At 68.8% G+C, this 20643-nt stretch carries 18 protein-coding genes; 10 read left to right on the top strand and 8 right to left on the bottom strand.

All coding sequences use genetic code 11. From position 1 onward, the window contains the following. Nucleotides 1-17: 17 nt before the first annotated feature. From ACYVKQ_RS22640 to ggt, 3 genes are read right to left on the bottom strand one after another with little or no spacing between them, the layout of a single operon-like run. Nucleotides 18-1361: a carboxylesterase family protein gene (locus ACYVKQ_RS22640; protein WP_460677652.1), complete on the bottom strand. Its 1344-nt coding sequence runs from the start codon at nucleotides 1359-1361 to the stop codon at nucleotides 18-20. A gap of 20 nt (nucleotides 1362-1381) precedes the next feature. Then, nucleotides 1382-1861, bottom strand: coding sequence for a hypothetical protein (locus ACYVKQ_RS22635; RefSeq protein WP_460677651.1), 480 nt, complete (start codon nucleotides 1859-1861; stop codon nucleotides 1382-1384). Nucleotides 1862-1873: 12 nt separating this feature from the next. After that, a complete protein-coding gene (ggt, locus tag ACYVKQ_RS22630) occupies nucleotides 1874-3661 on the bottom strand; it encodes a gamma-glutamyltransferase (RefSeq protein WP_460677650.1) in 1788 nt (595 codons plus the stop codon). Between the two features lie 134 nt (nucleotides 3662-3795). On the opposite strand from ggt, the gene ACYVKQ_RS22625 reads away from it, so the two are divergent. Then, nucleotides 3796-5892, top strand: a complete 2097-nt coding sequence (locus ACYVKQ_RS22625) for an OmpA family protein (RefSeq protein WP_460677649.1) — start codon at nucleotides 3796-3798, stop codon at nucleotides 5890-5892. Between the two features lie 193 nt (nucleotides 5893-6085). Beyond that, nucleotides 6086-8143 (top strand): alpha amylase C-terminal domain-containing protein, encoded by a 2058-nt coding sequence (locus tag ACYVKQ_RS22620; RefSeq protein ID WP_460677648.1) that lies wholly within the window; start codon nucleotides 6086-6088, stop codon nucleotides 8141-8143. Nucleotides 8144-8342: 199 nt separating this feature from the next. Here ACYVKQ_RS22620 and ACYVKQ_RS22615 read toward each other — a convergent pair whose 3' ends face one another. Both ACYVKQ_RS22615 and ACYVKQ_RS22610 read right to left on the bottom strand, forming a co-directional pair. Continuing rightward, complete coding sequence (locus ACYVKQ_RS22615; RefSeq protein WP_460677647.1) at nucleotides 8343-8828, bottom strand: DUF1905 domain-containing protein; 486 nt, start codon at nucleotides 8826-8828, stop codon at nucleotides 8343-8345. A gap of 14 nt (nucleotides 8829-8842) precedes the next feature. Next, complete coding sequence (locus tag ACYVKQ_RS22610; RefSeq protein WP_460677646.1) at nucleotides 8843-9901, bottom strand: glycosyltransferase family 4 protein; 1059 nt, start codon at nucleotides 9899-9901, stop codon at nucleotides 8843-8845. 186 nt (nucleotides 9902-10087) lie between these two features. Here ACYVKQ_RS22610 and ACYVKQ_RS22605 point away from each other — a divergent pair, with 186 nt between their 5' ends. From ACYVKQ_RS22605 to ACYVKQ_RS22595, 3 genes are all read left to right on the top strand, one after another. Then, nucleotides 10088-12550, top strand: coding sequence for a glycoside hydrolase family 31 protein (locus ACYVKQ_RS22605; protein ID WP_460677645.1), 2463 nt, complete (start codon nucleotides 10088-10090; stop codon nucleotides 12548-12550). 107 nt (nucleotides 12551-12657) lie between these two features. Next, nucleotides 12658-13158: a hypothetical protein gene (locus ACYVKQ_RS22600; RefSeq protein WP_460677644.1), complete on the top strand. Its 501-nt coding sequence runs from the start codon at nucleotides 12658-12660 to the stop codon at nucleotides 13156-13158. After that, on the top strand, nucleotides 13130-13990 hold the full coding sequence (locus tag ACYVKQ_RS22595; protein WP_460677643.1) for a tetratricopeptide repeat protein: 861 nt from the start codon (nucleotides 13130-13132) through the stop codon (nucleotides 13988-13990). The genes ACYVKQ_RS22600 and ACYVKQ_RS22595 overlap by 29 nt, the downstream gene beginning before the upstream one ends. A 7-nt stretch (nucleotides 13991-13997) precedes the next feature. Here ACYVKQ_RS22595 and ACYVKQ_RS22590 read toward each other — a convergent pair whose 3' ends face one another. The 3 genes from ACYVKQ_RS22590 to ACYVKQ_RS22580 form a co-directional block, all read right to left on the bottom strand. Next, a complete protein-coding gene (locus ACYVKQ_RS22590) occupies nucleotides 13998-15197 on the bottom strand; it encodes an esterase/lipase family protein (RefSeq protein WP_460677642.1) in 1200 nt (399 codons plus the stop codon). A gap of 155 nt (nucleotides 15198-15352) precedes the next feature. Further along, nucleotides 15353-16285: a T9SS type A sorting domain-containing protein gene (locus ACYVKQ_RS22585; protein WP_460677641.1), complete on the bottom strand. Its 933-nt coding sequence runs from the start codon at nucleotides 16283-16285 to the stop codon at nucleotides 15353-15355. 119 nt (nucleotides 16286-16404) lie between these two features. Further along, on the bottom strand, nucleotides 16405-17196 hold the full coding sequence (locus ACYVKQ_RS22580; RefSeq protein WP_460677640.1) for a rhomboid family intramembrane serine protease: 792 nt from the start codon (nucleotides 17194-17196) through the stop codon (nucleotides 16405-16407). A 128-nt stretch (nucleotides 17197-17324) separates the two neighbouring features. Here ACYVKQ_RS22580 and ACYVKQ_RS22575 point away from each other — a divergent pair, with 128 nt between their 5' ends. The 5 genes from ACYVKQ_RS22575 (at nucleotide 17325) to ACYVKQ_RS22555 (ending at nucleotide 20595) form a co-directional block, all read left to right on the top strand. Further along, on the top strand, nucleotides 17325-17684 hold the full coding sequence (locus tag ACYVKQ_RS22575) for a hypothetical protein (RefSeq protein WP_460677639.1): 360 nt from the start codon (nucleotides 17325-17327) through the stop codon (nucleotides 17682-17684). A 90-nt stretch (nucleotides 17685-17774) separates the two neighbouring features. After that, nucleotides 17775-17987, top strand: a complete 213-nt coding sequence (locus ACYVKQ_RS22570; protein ID WP_460677638.1) for a hypothetical protein — start codon at nucleotides 17775-17777, stop codon at nucleotides 17985-17987. Nucleotides 17988-18043: 56 nt separating this feature from the next. Then, nucleotides 18044-18478, top strand: coding sequence for a hypothetical protein (locus ACYVKQ_RS22565; RefSeq protein ID WP_460677637.1), 435 nt, complete (start codon nucleotides 18044-18046; stop codon nucleotides 18476-18478). Nucleotides 18479-18539: 61 nt separating this feature from the next. After that, nucleotides 18540-19844: a serine hydrolase gene (locus ACYVKQ_RS22560; RefSeq protein WP_460677636.1), complete on the top strand. Its 1305-nt coding sequence runs from the start codon at nucleotides 18540-18542 to the stop codon at nucleotides 19842-19844. A 76-nt stretch (nucleotides 19845-19920) separates the two neighbouring features. Next, on the top strand, nucleotides 19921-20595 hold the full coding sequence (locus tag ACYVKQ_RS22555; protein WP_460677635.1) for a M15 family metallopeptidase: 675 nt from the start codon (nucleotides 19921-19923) through the stop codon (nucleotides 20593-20595). The last annotated feature ends 48 nt before the right edge of the window (nucleotides 20596-20643 follow it).

Raw genomic sequence — 20643 nt, 5'->3', positions numbered from 1 at the left:
GCCCTGGCACCCCGGCCTTACGCACCGCTCACCCGCCGCAGCTGCAGCACGCCCGGAATTTCGGCCTGACCCGGCAGCTGGCCGGTGCGGATAAAATCAGCCCAGAGCGCGCGCAGCTGCCGGCCGGCGGCGTCCACCGCAGCCCAATCGGCCTGGCCCAGCAGCGGCACGGCCGCCCAGGTGGCTTCGGCGCCGAGCAGAAAGGGCAAATCCACGGTGTGGGCCGCGCCGAAGGGGCTGGCGGGCGGCTGGTAGGTGAGGGTGAAGCGGTAGGCCCGGCCCCCAGCCGCGGCGTGGCGCCGGGCAAAAGCCGTGGCCGGGGCGCCGTATATGCGCGCCGATACCTTGTCCACCAGCAGGCGCACGGCCGGGCGGCCCAGCAACGGCAGCCGCCCCAGCCACTGAAATTTCGGGTCGATAACGGCGAAAAACCGCACTTCCTCCGCCGTGGTGCCGATGAGCACATCAACGCGGGCCGCGGCGGCCTGCCAGGCGGCCTCCACGTCGGCCTCGGGCGGCAGCGGCTTGGCCCCGTACTGGGTGCCGAAGGGCATGCCGGCTTTCAGGCCGTAGCGCCGGGCGGCTCGCCAGGCCAGCGGCTCCCGGGCCAGCACCTCGGCGGTGCTGGCTGTCTCGGGCAGCGGGCCCACGGCGGCCGCCATGGCCCGGGTAAGCGGGCCGCGGTTGCGGGCCAGCCCCAGCGGGGCGCTGTGCAAAATCACGCGCTGAAACAGGCCCTCGGCCCCGCGCGCTATCATCAGGTGGGCGGCCGCGTCGCCGCCGGAGGAGTGGCCCAGCAGCGTCACGCAGGCCGCCTCGCCGCCGAACGCGTGGATGTTCTGCTGCACCCAGCGCAGGGCTTGCAGCAAATCGAGCAGGCCCAAGTTGGGCGGGGTGCCGCCTTGCGCGTTGCCCAGAAAGCCGAACAAGCCCAGCCGGTAGGTTACGGCCACCACCACCAGGCGCTGTTCGGCCACCAGCCGGGCCGGGTCGTAAAAGGCCAGGTCGCCGGCGCCCGTCACGTAGGAGCCGCCGTGAATCCACACCAGCACCGGCAGCCGCTCGTCGGGGCGCTGGTCGGCGGGCGTCGTCACCGAGAGGTGCAGGCAGTCTTCGTCGAAGCGCGTGCCGGTCCAAAAGTCGCCCAGGGCCTGGGCCAGCAGGGCGTCGGGCGCCTGCGGGCAGGCCGGACCGGGCACCAGGGCCCGAATGGGCGCGGGGCTGGGCGGCTCGGGTACGGGCGGCCGGAAGCGCGCCGCGCGGGCGTAGCGGATGCCCAGGGCCCGCAACACGGCGCCGTCGCGGCGGCCGATGATGCGGCCGGCGGGGGTATCGAACTCGGGCGGCGGGAGAGTGGTCATGGGTAGAAAGCCAGAAAGCGTCATTGCTGCCGCAGGTGGGGCACCGTATACGGCGGCGCGTAGCCAAGGGCCCGTAGCAGCCGCTGGCGCCCCGTCGCGGTCAGGACCGCCCCGCGCCGGAAGCCACCCGGTTTGGTCGAGGCGACGGCCCGGGCGTCGGAAAACAAATCCAGGTCGGTATAGCCCAGGATGTGGCCGGTCGCATCGTAGCAGACGAGCAGGTGGGTGAAGTTCGGAGTGGTGTCGCCGCCGAAGAGCAGGGAGTCCTGCAGCACCGCCAGAATGGCTTGGCTCCGGGCTTGGCCGAAGCTGCGGCCACGCTGAAAAAAGCCGCGGTAGTATTCGGTGCGCACCACCCGGCTGGCGTCGAGGGAAGCAGCGGGCGGCGTCCAGGTGCCGTTCCAAAGCGCAAAGGGAAACGGTAGCAGGCCGAAGCGTGCACCCACCGCCAGTGCCAGCACCAAGAGCAGTGCGGCCAGGCGCTTGATTAACGGCCGCATCGCACGTGGGCCTTAATACCCGGCCGCCGTGTCGTCGCCGCGCGGGTCGGCGCCGCCGCGCAGGGTGCCGTCCGGCAGCCGCTCGATCAGGTCGATGCGGCCCCAGGGGCTGCGCGGGTTCAGCCGGTGGTTGCGGCGCGTCAGTTCGGCTTCGGCGGCGGGCGTGAGGGCCCCGGCTTCCACGTCGATGTGGTCGGGCAGCCACTGGTGGTGCAGGCGCGGGGCGGCTACGGCCTGCTGCGGGTCGAGGCGGTACTCGAGCACGTTCAGCGTGGCCTGGAGCACCGAGGTAATGATGGTGCTGCCGCCGGGCGTGCCCACCACCAAGCGCAGCCGGCCTTTTTCGGTCACGATGGTGGGCGTCATGGAAGAAAGCATGCGCTTGCCGGGCTGAATGGCGTTGGCCGTGCCGCCCACCACGCCGTACATGTTCGGCACGCCGGGCTTGGCGGAGAAGTCGTCCATCTCGTTGTTGAGCAGGAAGCCCGCCCCGGCCACCACCACCTTCGAGCCGTACGCGCCGTTGAGCGTGGTGGTGCAGCTCACCGCGTTGCCCGCGGCATCCACGATGCTGTAGTGGGTCGTCTGATCCGATTCGTAGCCCGGCAGGCCGGCGCCGGCCGCTACCTGCGCCGAAGCCGTGGCGGACCCCGCCGGGGTGACGCCCTGCATGCGGGTTTTCAGGTAGTCGGGCGCCAGCAGCCGCGCCACCGGTACGCGGCCGAAGTCCGGGTCGCCGAGGTAAGTGGCGCGGTCAGCGTATACGCGCCGCTCGGCTTCGGTGATGAGGTGCACGGCCTCGGCCGAGTGCCAGCCGAGCTGGCCCAGGTGGTAGGGCTCCAGCATGCGCAGCATTTGCAGCAGGGCCACCCCGCCCGAGGAGGGCGGGGGCATGCTGATGACTTCGTACTGGCGGTAGCGGCCGCGCACGGGCTCCCGCCATTCCGGCTGGTACTGGTCGAGGTCGGGCTGGCGGATCAGGCCGCCGCCGCGCTGCATTTCGTCCAGCAGCAGGCGGGCTGTTTCACCCTGATAGAAACCGGCGCGGCCCTGCTCGCGGATGCGTTCCAGGGTGGCAGCCAGGTCGGGCTGGCGAAAGGTTTCGCCCGCTTGCCAGGGGCCGTGCTGGTCGGGCGCCACGTACGCCGGCCAAGTGGCCGCGTCGGCCCCGGGGGCGTTCTGCTCCCGGAAAACGCGCTGGTTGGCGTTCAGCCCGGCCGCTTCTTTGGGGGTGAGGGCGAGGCCCTTGGCGGCCAGCTCCACGGCCGGCTGCACCAGCTCGTGCCACGGCAGCTTGCCCAGCTTCTGGTGCAGCGCCACCATGCCGGCCACGGTACCCGGCACGCCCACGGCCCGGTGCCCGGTGGTGCTCAGGTTGGCAATGACCTGGCCCTGTGCATCGAGGTACATGTCCCGCGAGGCAGCCAGGGGCGCTTTTTCCCGAAAGTCCAGCGCGCCCGCCGCGCCGTCGGCCGCGCGGTACACCACGAAGCCGCCACCGCCGATGTTGCCGGCCACCGGCAGGCACACGGCCAGGGCAAACTGCACGGCCACCGTGGCGTCGTAGGCGTTGCCGCCGCGGCGCAGCACTTCCAGCCCGATGCGCGTGGCCTCGGGGTGGGCCGACACCACCATGGCCTGCCGGGCCGTGACGGGCGCGGCGGCCTGGGGCAAGGGAGCCGCTGTGCTGGCGGTAGCCGGGTAAGCGGAAGCGGCCGTGGGCGCGGCAGAGCGCTGGCACGCCGCGGCCACGGCCAGCAGCGAAGCCAGGCCCAGGGAAAGAGCAGAGCGGTGGAGCATGCAGCTAAATTACGGCAGTTGGTGTTTGTGGGAATGAAGAAGGAAGAATGAGGAAGGAGGAGCGGAGAAAGCCGGCGCCGGTTCTTCCTTCGTCATTCATCCTTCTTCCTTCGTCATTCTTGCTTCTCTCGCCCATGCCTCACCGTTACTGCCTGCTGAGTCTGCTGTGGCTGGCCGCGCTGCCTGGCAGCGGCGTGGCGGGCCAGGCCCTGCCGCCCCACCTGCTGCTCGACGACGCCTTCGACGACAACCGCCAGGGCTGGCGCACCGGTACCGACGCGCACGGCTCGCTCAGCCTGGAGGGCGGCACGTACCGCCTGCGCAACCGCCAGGGCGTGAGCGTGAGCCACCAGCCGCTGCCCCTGAATACCGCCGCCGATTACGCCCTCGAAGCCACCGTGCAGCTGAGCGGCGCGGGGCGCGGGGGGCTGTTCTGGGGCGCCCAAGACGACGACAACGGCAACGTCTTCGCCCTCGAAAACGACGGGCAGCAGGTCGTCATCGGGCGCTGGCAGAAGGGCAAGTGGGAGGAGCTGCGGCCGGCCGCGGCGGTGCCCGGCGCGGCCCCTGGCCAAGCCCACGCGCTGCGCGTGCTCGTGCACGCCGGCGAGGCCCGCTACTTTGTCGACGGCGCGGAAGTGTGGAAGCAGAGCGCGGCGCGCACCTTCGGCACGGCCGCCGGGCCCTACGCCAGCCGCGAGGCCGACCTGCGCCTCGACCGCCTGCGCGCCTGGCACACGGCCCGCATCCGCCTGGCCCCCGACGTGCCGCTGAGCCTGGAGCGCACCCCGCTCGGGGCCGCCATCAACGAGCCCCAAGTGCGCGAAACCAACCCCCGGGTGAGCCCCGACGGGCGGCAGCTGTACTTTGCCCGCGACGTGGGCGAGGGGGCGGCCCTGAACCTGGATATTTTCATGGCCCAGCGCCAGCCCGACGGGCGCTACGCCGACGTGCAGCCCGTGGGCCGGCCGCTCAACAACGACGGCAACAACGCGGTGGAGAGCATCACGCCCGACGGCAACACGGCCCTGCTCCTGAACCTCTACCAGGCCGACGGCAGCACCCGCCCCGAGCGCGGCGCCTCCCTGGCCCGCCGCCGCCCCGACGGGCAGTGGGGCGTGCCCGAGCCGGTGCGCTTCCGGGCCCTGCCGCCCACCGCCGAGCGCGCCGACTACTTCCTCGGCGCCAGCGGCACGGTGATGCTGCTGGCCCTGGACGCGCCTTCGCACCCGCAGAAGTGCGACCTGTACGTGAGCCACCTCACCCCGCGCGGCGACTGGACCGAGCCCAAGCTGCTCGGGCCCGCCGTGAACACGCCCGGCGACGATTACGCGCCCTTCCTGGCCCCCGATGGCAAGACGCTGTACTTCGCCTCCAGCGGCCACGCCGGCTTCGGCGGCGACGACATCTTCGTCACCCAGCGCCTGGACGAAACCTGGACCCGGTGGAGCGAGCCGCTCAACCTCGGCCCGGGCATCAACACCCTGCAGGACGACGGCTACTTCTCGGTGACGGCCAGCGGCGACTACGCCTTTCTGGTGGGCACCAACGAGCAGGGCACCTACGACCTGTACCGCGTGGCCCTGCCGCCCGCCCTGCGGCCCAAAGCCACCGTGCTGCTGCGCGGGCGGGCCGTGGACGCGCGCACCGGTCAGCCGCTGGCGGTGGTGGCCGACATCCGGGCCGAGCTGCCGCCCAAAACTGCGCCCGTGGCCCAGGCCAGCGCGGCGTCGGCCGGTAAGTTTCAGCTCACGCTGCCCGGCGGCGCCAGCTACACGCTGCGCGCCACGGCCCCCGGCTACCTGCCCGCCTCCGAGCCGCTCGACCTGACCAACAGCACCGAGTACGGCGAAATCACCCGCGACGTGCCCCTGACGCCGCTCGCGGCTGGTCAGCGCATTGCCCTCAACAACCTCTTCTTTCAGCAGAGCAAGGCCGACATCCTGCCCACCTCACGGCCCGAGCTGGACCGCTTGGTGCAGGTGCTCAAGGACAACCCCGAGCTGAAAATCCGCCTCGAAGGCCACACCGACAACCAGGGCGACCCGAAGCTGAACGTGAAGCTGTCGGAGGAGCGCGTGCAGCACGTGCAACAGTACCTGGTGGGCCAGGGCATAGCGGCCGGGCGGCTGCAAACCCTGGGGTACGGCGGCAGCAAGCCCGTGGCCCCCAACGACAACGAGTACAACCGGCGCAAAAACCGGCGGGTGGAGCTGGTGGTGCTCGAGTAGCCCCGAAGCTGGCGCCGGTGTAGCCGCAGGCGTGACCGGCGCCCGTAAGTTGAAAAATGTCGAGCCGCCGAAAGTGCCGTCTGCTGGCTGTTCAATCGATTGCACGGCCGCAGCCGTTGGGAACGGCGGAACGGTGCCAATCCATTGGATGGCGCGGCGGGTTACATTTGCTCTGAACCAAACGCCTGCTCCGATGGAAACCGACGCCGCCCTGACGACCCCGCCGCCCACCACCGATCCGCAGCTGCCCCTGATTCAGCACGACCCCTGGCTGGCGCCGTACGCCGCCGTGCTGCAGCGCCGCCTCGACCGCTACGAGGCCCGCAAGGCCGAAATCGAGGCCCAATGCGGCGCCCTGACCAAGTACGCCTGCCGCCACCAGCAGCTCGGCCTGCACTACGACGCGCGCCGCCGCGGCTACTGGCTGCGCGAGTGGGCCCCGGCCGCCGACGCGGTGTTTGCCGTCGGCGACTTCAACGAGTGGGACCGGAGCTACACCCCGCTCACCCGCCGCCCCGACGGCGTGTGGGAGGTATTCCTGGCCGAGCAGACCTTCCCCAACCTGGTGCACGGCTCGCGCTACAAGCTGCACATCCACGCCGCCAACGGCCAGCGCGACCGGCTGCCGGCCACCGTGCGCCGCGTGGTGCAGGACGAGCACACCAAGGACTTCAGCGCCCAGGTCTGGCGCCCGGAGCAGCCGTTTTCGTGGACCGATCAGCCGTTTCGCGTGAATAACTACGTGAAGGAGCCGCTGATCTACGAGGCGCACGTGGGCATGGCCCTGGAGGAAGGCCGCGTGGGCTCCTGGCGCGAGTTTGCCGACCTGATTCTGCCCCGCATCCAGCAGGATGGCTACAACGTGGTGCAGCTCATGGCCGTGGCCGAGCACCCGTACTACGGCTCCTTCGGCTACCACGTGGCCAACTTCTTTGCGCCCTCCGCCCGCTTCGGCACGCCCGAAGACCTCAAGTACCTCGTCAACGAAGCCCACCGCCGCGGCCTGGCCGTGGTGATGGACATGGTGCACTCGCACAGCGTCAAAAACGAAGCCGAGGGCCTGGGCAACTTCGACGGCTCCGGTGCCCTCTACTTTCACCCCGGCTCGCGCGGGCAGCACCCCGGCTGGGACTCGCTGCTGTTTGATTACGGCCGGCCCGAGGTGCAGCAGTTTCTGCTCAGCAACCTGCGCTACTGGCTGGAGGAGTTCCACTTCGACGGCTTCCGCTTCGACGGCGTCACCTCCATGCTCTACCACCACCACGGCGAGGGCACGGCCTTTACCGACTACGGGCAGTACTTCGGTCCCGAAGCCGACGACGACGCCATCCTGTACCTGCAGCTGGCCACCACGCTGGTGCGCGAGTGCAAGAAGTCGGCCCTGCTCATCGCCGAAGACATGAGCGGGCTGCCCGGCCTGGCCCGGCCCGTGGCCGAAGGCGGCATCGGCTTTGGCTACCGCCTGGGCATGGGCCTGCCCGATTACTGGATCAAGACGCTCAAGCACCTGCGCGACGAGGACTGGAGCATGGGCGGCCTCTGGCACCAGCTCACCAACCGCCGCGCCGGCGAAAAAACCGTGGCCTACTGCGAGTCGCACGACCAGGCGCTGGTGGGCGACAAGTCCATTTCGCACTGGCTGCTCGACGCGCGCATCTACACGGGCATGTCGCGGCTGCCCGCGCCCGACCTGATTACGGCCCGGGGCATCGCCCTGCATAAGCTCATCCGCCTGATAACCCTCGGGGCCGGCGGCGAGGCATACATGAACTTCATCGGCAACGAATTCGGCCACCCCGAGTGGGTCGACTTCCCGCGCGAAGGCAACAACTGGAGCCACCACTACGCCCGCCGGCAATGGTCGCTGGCCGACAACCCGGACCTGTACTTCCACAGCTGGCTGCTCTTCGACCAGGCCATGATTGCCCTGGAGCGCCGCACGCGCTTTCTTACCGCGCCCACCCAGCTGCTGCACGCCGACGAAGACAACAAGGTGCTGGCCTTCGAGCGCGGCGGGCTGGTGTTCGTGTTCAACTTCCACCCCGAGCGCAGCATCGCCGACTACCGCTTCTTCGCCGGCACGGCCGGCAGCTACCAGCCCGTGCTCGACTCCGACCAGGCTGCCTTCGGGGGCTTCGACCGCATCGTGCCCGACGTGAAGCACTTCACCCTGCCCAACGAGCACGATACACCGTTCCTGAGCCTGTACCTGCCCAGCCGCACCGCCCAGGTGCTGCAGCGGGTCAAGTAAGCCTCCTGCCAAGCGAGCGGCCCCACCCGCTAGCATTGCGAAGAAGCACAAACGAAGCAAACAGCACCGCCCGAACCTGCAAGCGCAGGCTTCGGGCGGTGCTGTTTTCGGGGGAGTAAACTTTGTGCCCTCGGCGCTGGTGGGCAGCAGGTTACTTCGCTAGCAAAGACCTGCGAGGCCAGCAGCGGGCTGCCGCTTTTTAGCTGCGCTTGCGGCCGGCCAGAATCATTTCCGTGGCCTTGCGAATCCGCTCGTAGCGCGTTTCGGTGTTTTTGGCGGCCTCGATCCAGCGGGTGTATTCCTTCTGGTGCGTGTACGACATGTCTTCGAACCGCTTGCGGGCCCCGGCGTTGGCAAGGGCCTTGGCGAAGTCCTCGGATACCTCGGCTAGGCGCGGCTCCTTGTCCAGGGCCAGCGCTACCGTCACGGTGTTGCCCCAGGTTTTGCCGATGGCGCCGCGCACCAGCTTGGTCACGCCCAGGATGTGGTGCCCGTCGCTGGTGGGCACGATGGAGCCGCGGTACGGGAAGCCGTCGAAGGTGGCCAGCACTTTCACTTGCCCGCGCGTGCCGTAGGTTTCCTTCACGTCGAAGGGGATAACGACGAACACGCCGCCGTTTTCGCTTTCGAGCTCCAGCTCGGCTTCAAAGGTGTGTTCGGGGGTGAAAGCGGGAAAGGAGGACATCGTCAAAAAAGAGGTTAAGCGGGAAAATGCGGGTCGAGCACCAAGGCTGCCGTCAGCTGGGGCGCGCTGCCGGGAGGCAGCACCTGAATGCGCGTGGTGGGCACGCGGTACAGCCGGTGCAGGCGGGCGGCGGTGGCTTCGTCGGGTACCAGGATGCGGTCGGCGTGGGGCAGGGTAAGGCGTTCGAGGGCTTCCATCCAGCCGCGTTCGGGCCGGGCAGGTTGGTCGGCCGCCAGCTGCGTGACCTGCAGTATCAGCGGCCGGCGCGTGAGCTGCCGCAGCTCCACGCCGGCCAGCCACGCGGGCCAATCCGGTGCAAAGATGACCTCAAATTCCGACTCGTAGGCCAGCCGGGCCGCGTGGCGGGCGTACTGAATGATACGCATATTGAGCTCGGCGGCGCTGACCGCCGCTGTCGTGGGGTTTTCGCCCGCCGAAACGGCCGGCTCCGCGTTGCTCTTGGAGCGCACGGGCAGCTCGGCAAACGATGGGGCAGCGGCTGGCGGCTGCTCAGTACTGGCTGCCGGGCTGCCGGGGGCGGTTTCGGCTCGCTGCAGCGGCTCGTGATGCACAAAAGCGGGCTGACCGGTGTGGGTCAGCGCCGGCTGCGCGCTGCTCAGCTCGGCGGCTTCGGCCGGGCCGGGCTCGGCGGCCGGCTGTTGCGCATCGGCCAGCAGGGCCGGGGGCGGGGTGGCTGCTGAGGGCTGCGCGGCGGGCTCGGCAGTGTGCGGGCGCGTGACGAAAGCGTCGTCTGTGGCGGCGGTGGGCGGCGGCGGGACGCTGCTGCCCAGGTAAGGGGCGGCCGGTACGGCCAAGGACCGCTGCGCCCGGCTGCTGCCCAGGTATGGAAACGCCGGCGCGGCGGCGGAGAGGGCCAGCGCCGGTGCGGGCGGCAGGGGGCCGGCCAGCAGGTTTTTTACCGGGGTGCCGTTGGTCGCGGTGCCGGCCGGCAGGGGGGCGGCCATCCACAGCTGCGCGGGGTGGCGCGGGGCCAGCGCCTCGGCCACGGGCAGCACGTCGGACGCCTGGTCCCAGCCCAGCAGCAGCACGGAGGAGGGGGCAGCAGCGGTCATTGGCATAGCAAGGTGTACGTAGGCCACGAACCTACGGCCGGCACGGCCGGCAAACAAGCCGCCGGCGCGCAAAGCCAGCGAAACCCAAGGCTACCAACCGGAAACCTCCGTAATTTGCGGCTTGCTTCCGCCGGGCCCGGCCCGGCGGAGGTTTTTTTCACTTCGCGTTACCGCCGCCCTGAACTCATGAACGAGTCGACGATTCAGGAAAACAACTACATGATCAACGACCTGGCCCAGCGGGCCAAGCAGGAGTTTTTTCCTGGCCAGGTCATCCGCGCCGAAGTCGTACCGGGTACGGCCGACTTCCGTTTTAGCTGCGCCAACGGCGTGGTGCTGCTGGTGCAGGTCATCAGCGACAAAATCCTGCGCTTCCGCTACGGTACCGACGGCCACTTCGCGCCCGACTTCAGCTACGCCTTCGAGGGCGGCGCCCCGCCGCGGCAGGCGCTGAGCATGCTGGAGTTCGTGGAGAAGGACGACCACTACCGCCTCACCACCGGGCGCGTCATCTGCATCATCGGCAAGGAGGGCCTGCACGTACGCCTGCTCAACCGCTCGGGCATCGTGCTCTGCGAGTACGAAAAAGGCTTCCACTGGGAGTACGAGTGGGAATCGGGCAACGACATCGTGAAGATGAGCCAGCAGGTGCAGCCCGGCGTGCACTACTTCGGCCTCGGCGACAAGCCCGCCAACATGAACCTGCGCGGGCAGCGCTTCTGCAACTGGGGCTCCGACACCTACGGCTACGAAAAGGGCTCCGATCCGCTCTACAAGAACATTCCCTTCTTCCTGGCCCTGCACCAGAAGCAGGCCTACGGCATCTTCTTCGACAACTCGTTTAAGAGCTACTTTGACTTCGCCGCCGAGCGCGCCGACGTGACCTCCTTCTGGGCTCACGGCGGCGAGATGAACTTCTACTTCATCTACGGCCCTACGCTCACCGAAGTCACCCAGGCCTACACCAAGTGCCTCACCGGCACGCCCGAGCTGCCCCCGCTCTGGGCCCTGGGCTACCACCAGTGCAAGTGGAGCTACTACCCCGAACAGCTGTTCCGCGGCATCGGGGCGGAGTTCCGCCGCCGCCAGATTCCCTGCGACGCCCTCTACCTCGACATCGACTACATGGACGGCTACCGCTGCTTCACCTGGAGCCCGGAGCACTTCCCCGAGCCCGAGAAGATGGTGCGCGAGCTGGCCCAGGACGGCTTCAAGACCATCGTCATCATCGACCCGGGCATCAAAATCGACCCGCACTACCCGGTGTGGCAGGAGGGCTTCGAAAACGACTACTTCTGCCGCCGCGCCGACGGCCCGCTGATGAAGGGCTCGGTGTGGCCCGGCCTCTGCCACTTCCCCGACTTCACCCGCCCCACGGTGCGCGAGTGGTGGGCCGGGCTGTTCAAGGGCCTGATCCAGGACGTGGGCGTGCGCGGGGTGTGGAACGACATGAACGAGCCGGCCGTGTTCGAGAAGGGCACTTTCCCCGACGACGTGCGCTTTGACTACGACGGCCACCCGGCCTCGCACAAAAAGGCCCACAACGTGTACGGCATGCAGATGGCCCGCGCCACCAACGAGGGCGTGAAGCGCTTCAGCTACCCGAACCGGCCCTTCACCATCACCCGCAGCACCTACGCGGGCGGGCAGCGCTACTCCTCGGGCTGGACCGGCGACAACATCGCTTCGTGGGAGCACCTGTGGCTGGCCAACATCCAGTGCCAGCGCCTGAGCATTTCGGGCTTCTCCTTTATCGGCTCCGACGTGGGCGGCTTCATCAACACCCCCGACGGCGAGCTGTACGTGCGCTGGGTGGCGCTGGCGGCCTTCCACCCCTTCTTCCGCACCCACAGCTCCGGCGACCACGGCGACCAGGAGCCCTGGTCGTTTGGCGAGGAATTTGCCGAGCTGGCGCGTCACTTCATCGAGCTGCGCTACCGCCTGCTGCCGGTTATTTACACCGCTTTCTGGCAGTACACCCAGCACGGCACGCCCATGCTGCGTCCCTTGGCCTTCCTCGACCAGACCGACGCGCAAACCTACCAGCGCATGGCCGAGTTCGGGGTGGGCGACCACCTGCTGGTGTGCCCCATCACCCAGGCCGGCGCCGACGGCCGCTGGATGTACTTGCCCAAGGGCCAGTGGTACTACTGGTGGACCGACGAGCCCAAGGAAGGCGCGGCCGAAGTGTGGGCCCCCGCCGCCCTCGACCGCATTCCGGTGTACGTGCGCGCCGGCGCCGTGATTCCCACGCGCCCGCTGATGCAGTACACCGACGAGCGGCCCGTGGAGGAGCTCACGCTGCACGTGTACTACCTCGAAGGCGAAGAAGCCAGCACCCTCTACGACGACGGCGGCGACGGCTACGGCTACCAGCAAGGCCAGTACACCGTGCGCCAGTACACCGTAACGGGCACCGTGATGAGCCTGAAAGTGGTGCAGCAGACCGAAGGCGAATTGGCCCCGAGCTGGACCAGCTACCGCGTGGTACTGCACGGCCTGCCGGCCCTGCCAATCGAGCAGCTTGCCGCCACGGCCGATGGCGCATCCCTGGAGGTGCGCCTGCTGCCCTCGGCCAACGGTGGCCAAGAACTGCCCCAGCTGACGGTGCCCAGCAACTTCCGCGAGCTGATGATCCGCCTGAGCTAAGCGTACGATAGGGGCTTGCCGACCGGGCTGCGTTGTTTCTGCTGGGCAGAGCGACGCAGCCCGGTTTATTTATTGACAGTCAGAATTCGGCGGCGTAACTATGCACGATGAGAACATTCTGGCGCGCGGCCCTGCTGGTGGGTGGGGCGGCGATGAGCGGGCCGGTGCTGGGGCAGCGGTTTGTGCTGCCCTCGGGCGAGTACATGGACACCACGTCGCGTCCGAATCCGAAGTGCCCGGCGGCGTACCCGTACTACTACAGCGCTCAGGTGAAGTACCCGCGCAGCTCGGCCACGCTGCTGGCGCAGGTGCGGGCCCATCTGGGCGGCCGCGCCAGCGCCGCCCGATCCACCGGCAGCGGCTACGTCACCTTCCGGTTTGTGGTCGACTGCGAAGGCCAGCCCCAGCCGCGCGTGCAGGTGCTGCAGACGGATGCCGGCTACCGGCCCACGCACTTCGAGCCGGCGCTGGTGGAAGCGCTGTACGCATTTGTGCGCTCCTTGCGCGAGTGGCCGGTGGCCACTCCCCGGGGCGGGCAGGCCGTCAATTACATCATGGTTTTCAGCTTTAAGCTCTCCGATGGACAAATTGTGGCTGTGTTGCCTTAGCCTGCTACTGCTGAGCCTGGGCAGCTGCCAGGGGCAAACCGCACCGCGCGCCGCCGCCGTGCCCGACCCCTGCACCGAGCCCCGCTACCGCGACAGCCTCGTGACGAAGTACCTGGAGCACGGCGCCCAGCGCTTCGGCTACAACCACCCGAACTGGGGCAAGTACTGCGACAGCCTAATTGCCGTGTGCCCCAACATCGCGGAAGCCTACCGCGAAAAAGCCATTCCGTACCTCAAAAACGGCGACTACGCCCGGGCCTTTCCGCTGGAAGACCAGGCCGTGCGCCTCGACCCCAAGACCTGGACGGCCTACCGGGGCTTCCTGAAGTGCATCTTCACCAAGGATTACGCGGGCGCCCTGGCCGACTTCGAGCGTGCCGAGCAACTCGTGCCGGGCGGCTACCAAATGGATCATACCTACTGGTTTTACCGCGGTCTATGCCACCTGGAGCTGGCCAATTATCCGGCGGCCGTGGCGGCCTTGGAGCGGGACGTGGCCAGCCAGCAGCGCGGCGATACCCGCCACGAAGTGCACTTTAATACGCGGTTTTACCAAGGCGTGCTCCACTACGAGATGCAGCGCTACGCCCAGGCCGAAACGTACCTGGCGGCCTGCCTGCGCGCTTACCCGCAGTTTCCCGACGCGCACTACTACCAAGCGCTGGTGCAGCAGCGTCTGGGCCGCGCCGTGGCGGGCCGGCAACACCTGCAGCAGGCCCTGGACTACCTGCAGAGGGGCTACGGAATCAACGAGGACAACGCCTACTACGCCAACTACCCGCACCAGATTACCCGCTACGAGGTAACCCAGGCCCTGCGCGAAACGCGGTAAGGGCGGCTTAAGCGCCGTCGACGGTCAGCTGCGTTCGGATGTACTCGTACACGTCGAGGTCGGCCAGCAGGGTGCCGTGGTGCTGCCGCGGGAAGATGCGCGCGTGCACCTGGGTGCTGCGCCGGAACACGCTGCCGGTGGCCGAGCCGCCCCCCACGAGCCCGTCGCCGAAGTACCGGGCCAGCGTCGATTCCGCGTTTTTGAGCAGCGAGGCGCCCAGCACGTGGTATTGTACGCCCGGCAAGGGCGGCACGGGCGTGCGCGGCGGCACCAGGTCGTCGGCGTGCGGGTTGAGCCAGTCTTCGTCCACGAGGCGGGCGTGGCGCAGGTCGCGGATGCCGTGGCTGCGCCGGTCGATGGTATCGGCTAGCAGGCGGGCCAGTCGCAGGTCGAAGCGGCGCAGCGCAAGCGCCGTCAGAAAGCTGTTCTGTTCCAGAAAGGAGCCTTCGTTGGGCACGCCCAGCAGGAATACCTGCCGCAGGTGCGCCAGCCACGGTGCCCGGTTCGCGGCTCCGAAAGCCGGCACCAGCTCCTGCCCGTCGTCGGTCCGGTTCGCGGCGGAAGCAGCTCCCGGCGCTTCGGCCGAAGGGTCCTGCTCGGTTCCGGCGTGTGCTGTTGCCTCGCCCTTACTCAGGCTGTCCTCTAGCTGCGCGTAATAGCCGGCCGAGCGAATCACCAGCCCGCCCATGGAGTGGCCCACCAGCGTGAGGTCGGTGATGGCGTCGGGCCAGGCCTGCACGAGCTGGGTGAGCAATTGGTGCAGCGCGCGGCCGTTCTCGGAAATGTGCAGGCCGGTGTTGTAGCGCACGTACAGGCAGCGCACGTCCGGCAGGTCCTGGGCCAGGCGCGGGCCGTAGCGCAGCAGCCCGGCGGGGCCGGTTTGCCAGATGTGCTCGTCGCCCATGAGCCCGTGCACAAACACCACGGTGCGGCGCGGGCCGTCGGTCAGGTGCAGGTCGACGGCGGCCACGTCCGCATCGTGGCGGCGAAACGAAAAGCGGATGGCGCGCTGGTCGCCGCGCGCTGCCAGCTGGTCGCCGAAAGCCCCGTTCAGCGCTGGCAGCAGAAAATGGCGGTAGCTGCGGCCGGTTTGGAGCAGGGCCTCCAGGCCGGTAAACGGCGCGGCCGCCACGCGGCGCAGCGCCCCGGCGGCCCGCCGCCAGCGCGGCACTTGCGGGGAAAGATCGGCGGACGAGGCAGCGGGCATGGCGGCAGCGGTTGGGTGGTGCCTGCAAGGTACGGGCTGACCCGCGTCCAGGATTGGGCAGTGCCGCGGTGGCAGTGGGCGGGGCGGCTTCGGCACAAACGAAAACCGCCCGGACCAGCGGCCCGGGCGGCGGTAAATTAGCTAGGCAGCTGGGCTTAGCGAATGATCAGGCGGCGCGTCACCGGGCCCTCGGGCGTTTCGAGGCGTAGCGTATACACGCCGGGCGGCTGATGGTGCAAGTCCAGGGAGCGGCCGTTGCTGAAGCGCGCGGCTACGGCCTCGGCGCGTAGCACGGTGCGGCCCAGCGCGTCGGTCACGGTCAGCGGGGCGGTAGCCACGGCCGGGTGGTCGAGCGAGGCCAGGGCAAACTCGCCGGTGCTGCTGGGGTTGGGGTACACGCTCAGCGAAGTGGCCAGCTGGCGCGCGGCCTTGCTGGACAGCACGCGCGAGCCGAAGGTGATTTCGTCGACAATGAGCGAGGAAGACGCGGCGGCGTTGCCCGTGCCCACCACAAAGCCCATGCGCAGCGTGTCGGGCGCCAGCGTGCCGGGGTTGTACTCGATGTTGAAAGCCGCCTGCCGGAACGTGGTGCTCGGCGTCAGTTCCAGGGCGCCCGCCCCAATGGTTTGCTGCGTGGCGCGCGGTCCGCGCACCAGCCCGGCAAAGGCACCGGCCGTGTCGTTGGGGGCCAGCGTGAGCTTGTACCAGAATCGCACGCTGCCCGGCCGGCTGGTGAACGGCACCCCACCCGCAGCTTCGGCGTCGTCCAGGTCCAGGTTGTTGCCGATGAGCATGATGCTCGGGAGGTAGCCCCCGAGGCCCGGAATCGGGATGGGGATGGGGATGGTGCGGCTTTCCAGCTTGGCGGCAAAGCTGCCCGCCTGCCGGTCCGTCGACTTGGTGACGAAGTTCAGCTGGAAGGGCAGGCCCTGGCCCACCAGGGCCTGGTCCATGGTCAGCCAGCCGGTGGGCGACTCGGTGGCGCCGCTCGTGGTCCAGTTTTCGAAGCCGCCGTTGGGAACGGTCTGGGCCAGGCTCGGCAGCGCCGGCAGCAGTAACGTCAGCAAGGGTAGCAGTAGTCGTTTCATAAGCTTGGTGCGGGTTAGAACGGTGAGAACGGAAAGGACAAAGGCTACCAATGGCCCGGCGGGCCATTGGGATACCTGCAGTGCAAAGGTGCGGGCTAAGGACTTTGAAGTCAATCACATCATTGGGTGGGGTGCCGCCGCGGCAGGCTGCGCCCCAGCGGCCAGGCCAGCAGCGCCCCCGCCAGCAGCCCGCCCACGTGGGCGGCGTGGTCGATGCCCGGAGTGAGGCCGGTGGCGAAGTTGGCTCCCACGATGTAGAGTGTGTGCACGAACAGGGCCGCGCGGGCCGGGCGGCTCAGCCGGGCGGCGTTGGTGGCGGTGAGCGTGAGCATGACCCCGTAGAGCCCGAAAATAGCTCCCGAGGCCCCGACGCTGTTGACGCCGCCCGTGTGCCACCACAGGCTAGCCAGGCTGCCGCCCACCCCGCTAAGCACGTAGGCCAGCAGCAGGCGCGGCCGTCCCAGCAGCGGCTCCAGCAGTGCCCCGATGACCAGCAGCGCGTAGGCGTTCAGCAGCAGGTGGGCCAGCCCGCCGTGCAGGGCGCAGGCCGTTAGCAGCCGCCACCACTGCCCGTGCAGGGTCAGGGGCGAGAAGTTGGAGCCCCAGGCAATCAGGTCGCGGCCGGCGGGGTGCAGCACGTCGGCGCCGCCGGCTACCATGAGCAGAAACACCAGCACGTTCAGACCAGTCAGGCCGAGCGTGACGGCCACGCTGCCCAGGCCGGGCACGCGGCTGGGCGCGGCCGGCGGCGCGGCCGGCTCGGGCGCGGGCACCTGGCCGCGGCGGTGCAGCTCGGCCCAGGCGGCCGTCACCAGCACCGGCGCAAAGGCCTGCGGGTGCTGCGTCAGGTAGAGCAGCTCCGCGTCGGTTTTGCGGGCAAAGGCCTCGGCCAGGGGCGAACCAGGTTCCATGCCAGCGCACCCCGCCACAAGCCTGCCAAGGGGCTGGAAACCGCCAACTTGGCAAGCTCGGCTGTACAAACCGGACGGTCGGCCTGCCGTATAGCCATGACTACCTACTCACCCAACCACCGACCTCCATGGAACAGGACCCGGTTCAGCAAGAACCTTTCAACCAGGAAACCAACGCCCGCCCCGCCGGTCGGGAGTACGAGGCCAAGGCCACTGCATCGGGCCAGCCCTCCAGCGAGCAGGAGCGCGACCCGCAGGGCCGCTTCGGCATGGGCGACCGAATGAACGTGCAGACCGGCGAAAACGCCGACGATAATTCCGGCAGCGGCGGCAACGTGGGCGGCCGCGCGACCAAAGGCCACAGCGTAAGCCGTGGCACGCAGTACGACCAGCCCGGCAACGCCGCCGAAGGCGACGTGGGCGGCAGCACCGCCTCGGCCGGCACCGGCACCTCGGCGGGCCAGCCCGGCCAGGTGCCCGGGCTGTAAGGGCGCGCGTGGGCAGTGCCGTTCTGGCATTCTGGCCTTCAGTGCTTCACCTCTTCAATGCACCCTTCCTACCCTAACCAAAATACCGCCATGAACAAAGGACAAGGCAACTCGACCAATCAGGAAAGCAGCGGCGCCGACAAAGTAGGCGTGGCCAACAGCGGCCAGAACCAGTTTCCGCTGAAGAAGGACGCCCAGGACGACACCAAACAGCAGGACAAGGAGCAAGGCCAGGCCAGCGCCGGCTCGCAGGTGCGCGACGAAGCCAAGCAGCTGCGGCGCAACGACAACGCCACCGACTAAGCGCCGCAGGCAGCTCCTACTAGTTCCTACTTCTTCCTGCTTCACCCACCCCAGCCATGAGCAACAACCAAAACAACCCGAACGCCAACCGCCAGGCAGCGCCGGGGCAGGCTCCCATTGATAAAACCAGCCCCGACGGCAACGTGAACCGCAGCGAGCAGAAGCACGTGGGCAACGCCAGCCCGAGCAGCATCGGCAGCTCCGAGGACAGCCGCGGTACCCACGGCCAGCACGGCGGCAACCACGGCAACGACCGCGACAACCGCAACGAGCAGCCGGCCGCTGGCCAGAACGCCAAGGGCAGCAGCAACCGCGGCGGGCAGCCCTCGGCCGATCAGCGCAACCAAGGCGGCGGCCAGGATTCGGAGAAAAAGCAGAACCAGAGCCAGCCCAAGGGCGAGTCGGATTACTACGCCAACGGCTCCCTCTCGCGCAGCTCCGCCAACGACGGCGGCACCATCGAGGACGCTGACAACCGCGACGCGAAGTAGCCGCGCGCTTATTCGCGGAGCGAAACCGGTTCATCGGTGCCAGGAAGTATCTTCCGGCCTGATGAACCGGTTTCTGGCGTTAAGCCCCCTTCTGATTCTGACCGCGGCCGGCGGCGCGGTGGCCCAGCCCGGTAACCCGCTGCGTAAACTGCTGCGCCGCGACACCACCGCCGTGGTGCGCCAAGTGCTGGCCGAGGCCGACGCGCACCGCCTGCAGATCATCTACACCCAGATCCGGCGCGACGCGCAGGGCCGGCCGACGTTCAAATCTTACCCCTACCGGCTGAAGCCCGAGGAGTATTTTTACCCGGCCAGCACGGTGAAGCTGCCCACAGCGGCCGTGGCGCTGCAGAAGCTACGCCAGCGGCATGGCAGTCTGGTGGCCCGCAGCCGCGGCATGCCCCTGGTAACCCGCGAAACGCCGCTGCGCATCGACTCCGCCTTCGCCGGCCAAACGCGCGTCGTGGCCGACTCCACCGCCCCAGGCGCCGGCGCCACGCTCGGGCAGTACGTGCGCAAGGTGCTGCTGGTCAGTGACAACGATGCTTTCAACCGGCTCTACGAGTACGTGGGGCAGCACGAGCTGCACACCAGCCTGCAGCAGGCAGGCCTGTCGCGCACCCGCATCATTCACCGTCTGGCGGTGGGCGACCGGGAGCCCGGCTCGCGGCACACCAATCCGGTGACGTTTTTTGCCGACACCAGCTGGCAATCGGTGCTGTACCGGCAGCCGCCCGCCCACAACGACCGGCCGCTGCCGCCCCTGGCCGCCCCCGACAGCCGCGTCGGGCAGGCTTACCTGAGCGGCGGCCGGCGCGTGGCGGAACCCATGCGCTTTCACGACAAAAGCTTCTTTCCCCTCGACGAGCAGCAGCGGGTACTGCGGGCCCTGCTGTTCCCGGCGTTTGTGCCCGCCGCGCAACGCTTCGAGCTAAGCGAAGACGACTACGCTTTTCTGCGCAAGTACCTGAGCCTGCCGCCGCGCCTGAGCCGCTACCCGCGCTACGACGCCCGGCAGTACCCCGACAACTACGCCAAGTTCCTGCTCGTGGGCGGCCCGGCGGCGGCGCTACCCGAGGGGGTGCGTATCTACAACAAGATCGGGCAGGCCTACGGCTTTCTCATCGACAACGCCTGCATCGTCGACTCGGTGCGCGGGGTGGAGTTTATGCTGTCCGCCGTGATGTACTGCAACCGGGACGAGGTGCTCAACGACGACGCGTACGACTACGACGCGGTGGGCCTGCCGTTTCTGCGGCGGCTTGGGCAGCTGGTGTACCAGTACGAGCTGGACCGCCGTACACCCCGGCGCACGGCGCAGGTGCGGGCGTACTGGTCGGCCACCCACGAGCGAGCTACGCCGTAGATATTTCGCGCGCAAGGCGTTGGCATCCCGGCGCTCCTGCTATACTTACGCTGTGCCACCCCCTCTTTTCCCACCCATGCTGCCGCTTCTCCTCGCCCTTTCCCACATGCTTGCCCCGGTTTCATCCGACCCGCCCGGCGGCCCCGACGTCGTCACCGATGTGGCCCAGTACCGCCGGCAGGTCAGCCGCCACCCCGCGCACGAGCTGGTGGATCTGGCCACTTTCATTCCCGGTATCCGCCTCGATATCCGCTACGCCACGGCCGATAACCTCGTGGGCAAGGCCATTTACCCCGAGGCGGCCGCTTTTCTGCGCCGACCAGTAGCCGAGGACCTGCGCCGCGCCCAGCAGGAGCTGGCCAAGCTCGGCTACGGGCTGAAAGTGTACGACGCCTACCGCCCCTACACGGCCACGGTGCGCCTCTACGAAGCCATGCCCGACCAGACGTACGCCGCCCCGCCCACCCGCGGCTCGCGCCACAACCGCGGCTGCTCCGTCGACGTGGGGCTGGTGGACCTGCGCACCGGCCGCGACCTGCCCATGCCCACCGAGTTCGATGCCATGACGCCCGCCGCCCACGCCGACTACCAGCAGCTGCCGGCCGAGGTGGTGGAGCGGCGCGCGGCCCTGCGCACGGCCCTGCACCGCCACGGCTTTCAGAACTACGCGGCCGAGTGGTGGCACTTCGACCACCAGGGGTGGGAGAAGTTTCCGCTGCTGGACTTGCCCTTCGCCGCGCTGCGGCCGTAGCGTCGTCGCCGCCGAACTGCGTAATTTGCAGCGGGCGAACCGCCGCCG

The organism is Hymenobacter coalescens, assembly GCF_054783195.1.
This window is presented reverse-complemented; position numbering and strand designations above follow the sequence as displayed.

What these genes read in the sequence shown, in the direction of transcription:
- ACYVKQ_RS22640 (WP_460677652.1), bottom strand. Translation starts at nt 1,361, where the DNA reads ATGACCACTCTCCCGCCGCCCGAGTTCGATACCCCCGCCGGCCGCATC.
- ACYVKQ_RS22635 (WP_460677651.1), bottom strand. Translation starts at nt 1,861, where the DNA reads ATGCGGCCGTTAATCAAGCGCCTGGCCGCACTGCTCTTGGTGCTGGCA.
- ggt (WP_460677650.1), bottom strand. Translation starts at nt 3,661, where the DNA reads ATGCTCCACCGCTCTGCTCTTTCCCTGGGCCTGGCTTCGCTGCTGGCC.
- ACYVKQ_RS22625 (WP_460677649.1), top strand. Translation starts at nt 3,796, where the DNA reads ATGCCTCACCGTTACTGCCTGCTGAGTCTGCTGTGGCTGGCCGCGCTG.
- ACYVKQ_RS22620 (WP_460677648.1), top strand. Translation starts at nt 6,086, where the DNA reads ATGGAAACCGACGCCGCCCTGACGACCCCGCCGCCCACCACCGATCCG.
- ACYVKQ_RS22615 (WP_460677647.1), bottom strand. Translation starts at nt 8,828, where the DNA reads ATGTCCTCCTTTCCCGCTTTCACCCCCGAACACACCTTTGAAGCCGAG.
- ACYVKQ_RS22610 (WP_460677646.1), bottom strand. Translation starts at nt 9,901, where the DNA reads ATGACCGCTGCTGCCCCCTCCTCCGTGCTGCTGCTGGGCTGGGACCAG.
- ACYVKQ_RS22605 (WP_460677645.1), top strand. Translation starts at nt 10,088, where the DNA reads ATGAACGAGTCGACGATTCAGGAAAACAACTACATGATCAACGACCTG.
- ACYVKQ_RS22600 (WP_460677644.1), top strand. Translation starts at nt 12,658, where the DNA reads ATGAGAACATTCTGGCGCGCGGCCCTGCTGGTGGGTGGGGCGGCGATG.
- ACYVKQ_RS22595 (WP_460677643.1), top strand. Translation starts at nt 13,130, where the DNA reads ATGGACAAATTGTGGCTGTGTTGCCTTAGCCTGCTACTGCTGAGCCTG.
- ACYVKQ_RS22590 (WP_460677642.1), bottom strand. Translation starts at nt 15,197, where the DNA reads ATGCCCGCTGCCTCGTCCGCCGATCTTTCCCCGCAAGTGCCGCGCTGG.
- ACYVKQ_RS22585 (WP_460677641.1), bottom strand. Translation starts at nt 16,285, where the DNA reads ATGAAACGACTACTGCTACCCTTGCTGACGTTACTGCTGCCGGCGCTG.
- ACYVKQ_RS22580 (WP_460677640.1), bottom strand. Translation starts at nt 17,196, where the DNA reads ATGGAACCTGGTTCGCCCCTGGCCGAGGCCTTTGCCCGCAAAACCGAC.
- ACYVKQ_RS22575 (WP_460677639.1), top strand. Translation starts at nt 17,325, where the DNA reads ATGGAACAGGACCCGGTTCAGCAAGAACCTTTCAACCAGGAAACCAAC.
- ACYVKQ_RS22570 (WP_460677638.1), top strand. Translation starts at nt 17,775, where the DNA reads ATGAACAAAGGACAAGGCAACTCGACCAATCAGGAAAGCAGCGGCGCC.
- ACYVKQ_RS22565 (WP_460677637.1), top strand. Translation starts at nt 18,044, where the DNA reads ATGAGCAACAACCAAAACAACCCGAACGCCAACCGCCAGGCAGCGCCG.
- ACYVKQ_RS22560 (WP_460677636.1), top strand. Translation starts at nt 18,540, where the DNA reads ATGAACCGGTTTCTGGCGTTAAGCCCCCTTCTGATTCTGACCGCGGCC.
- ACYVKQ_RS22555 (WP_460677635.1), top strand. Translation starts at nt 19,921, where the DNA reads ATGCTGCCGCTTCTCCTCGCCCTTTCCCACATGCTTGCCCCGGTTTCA.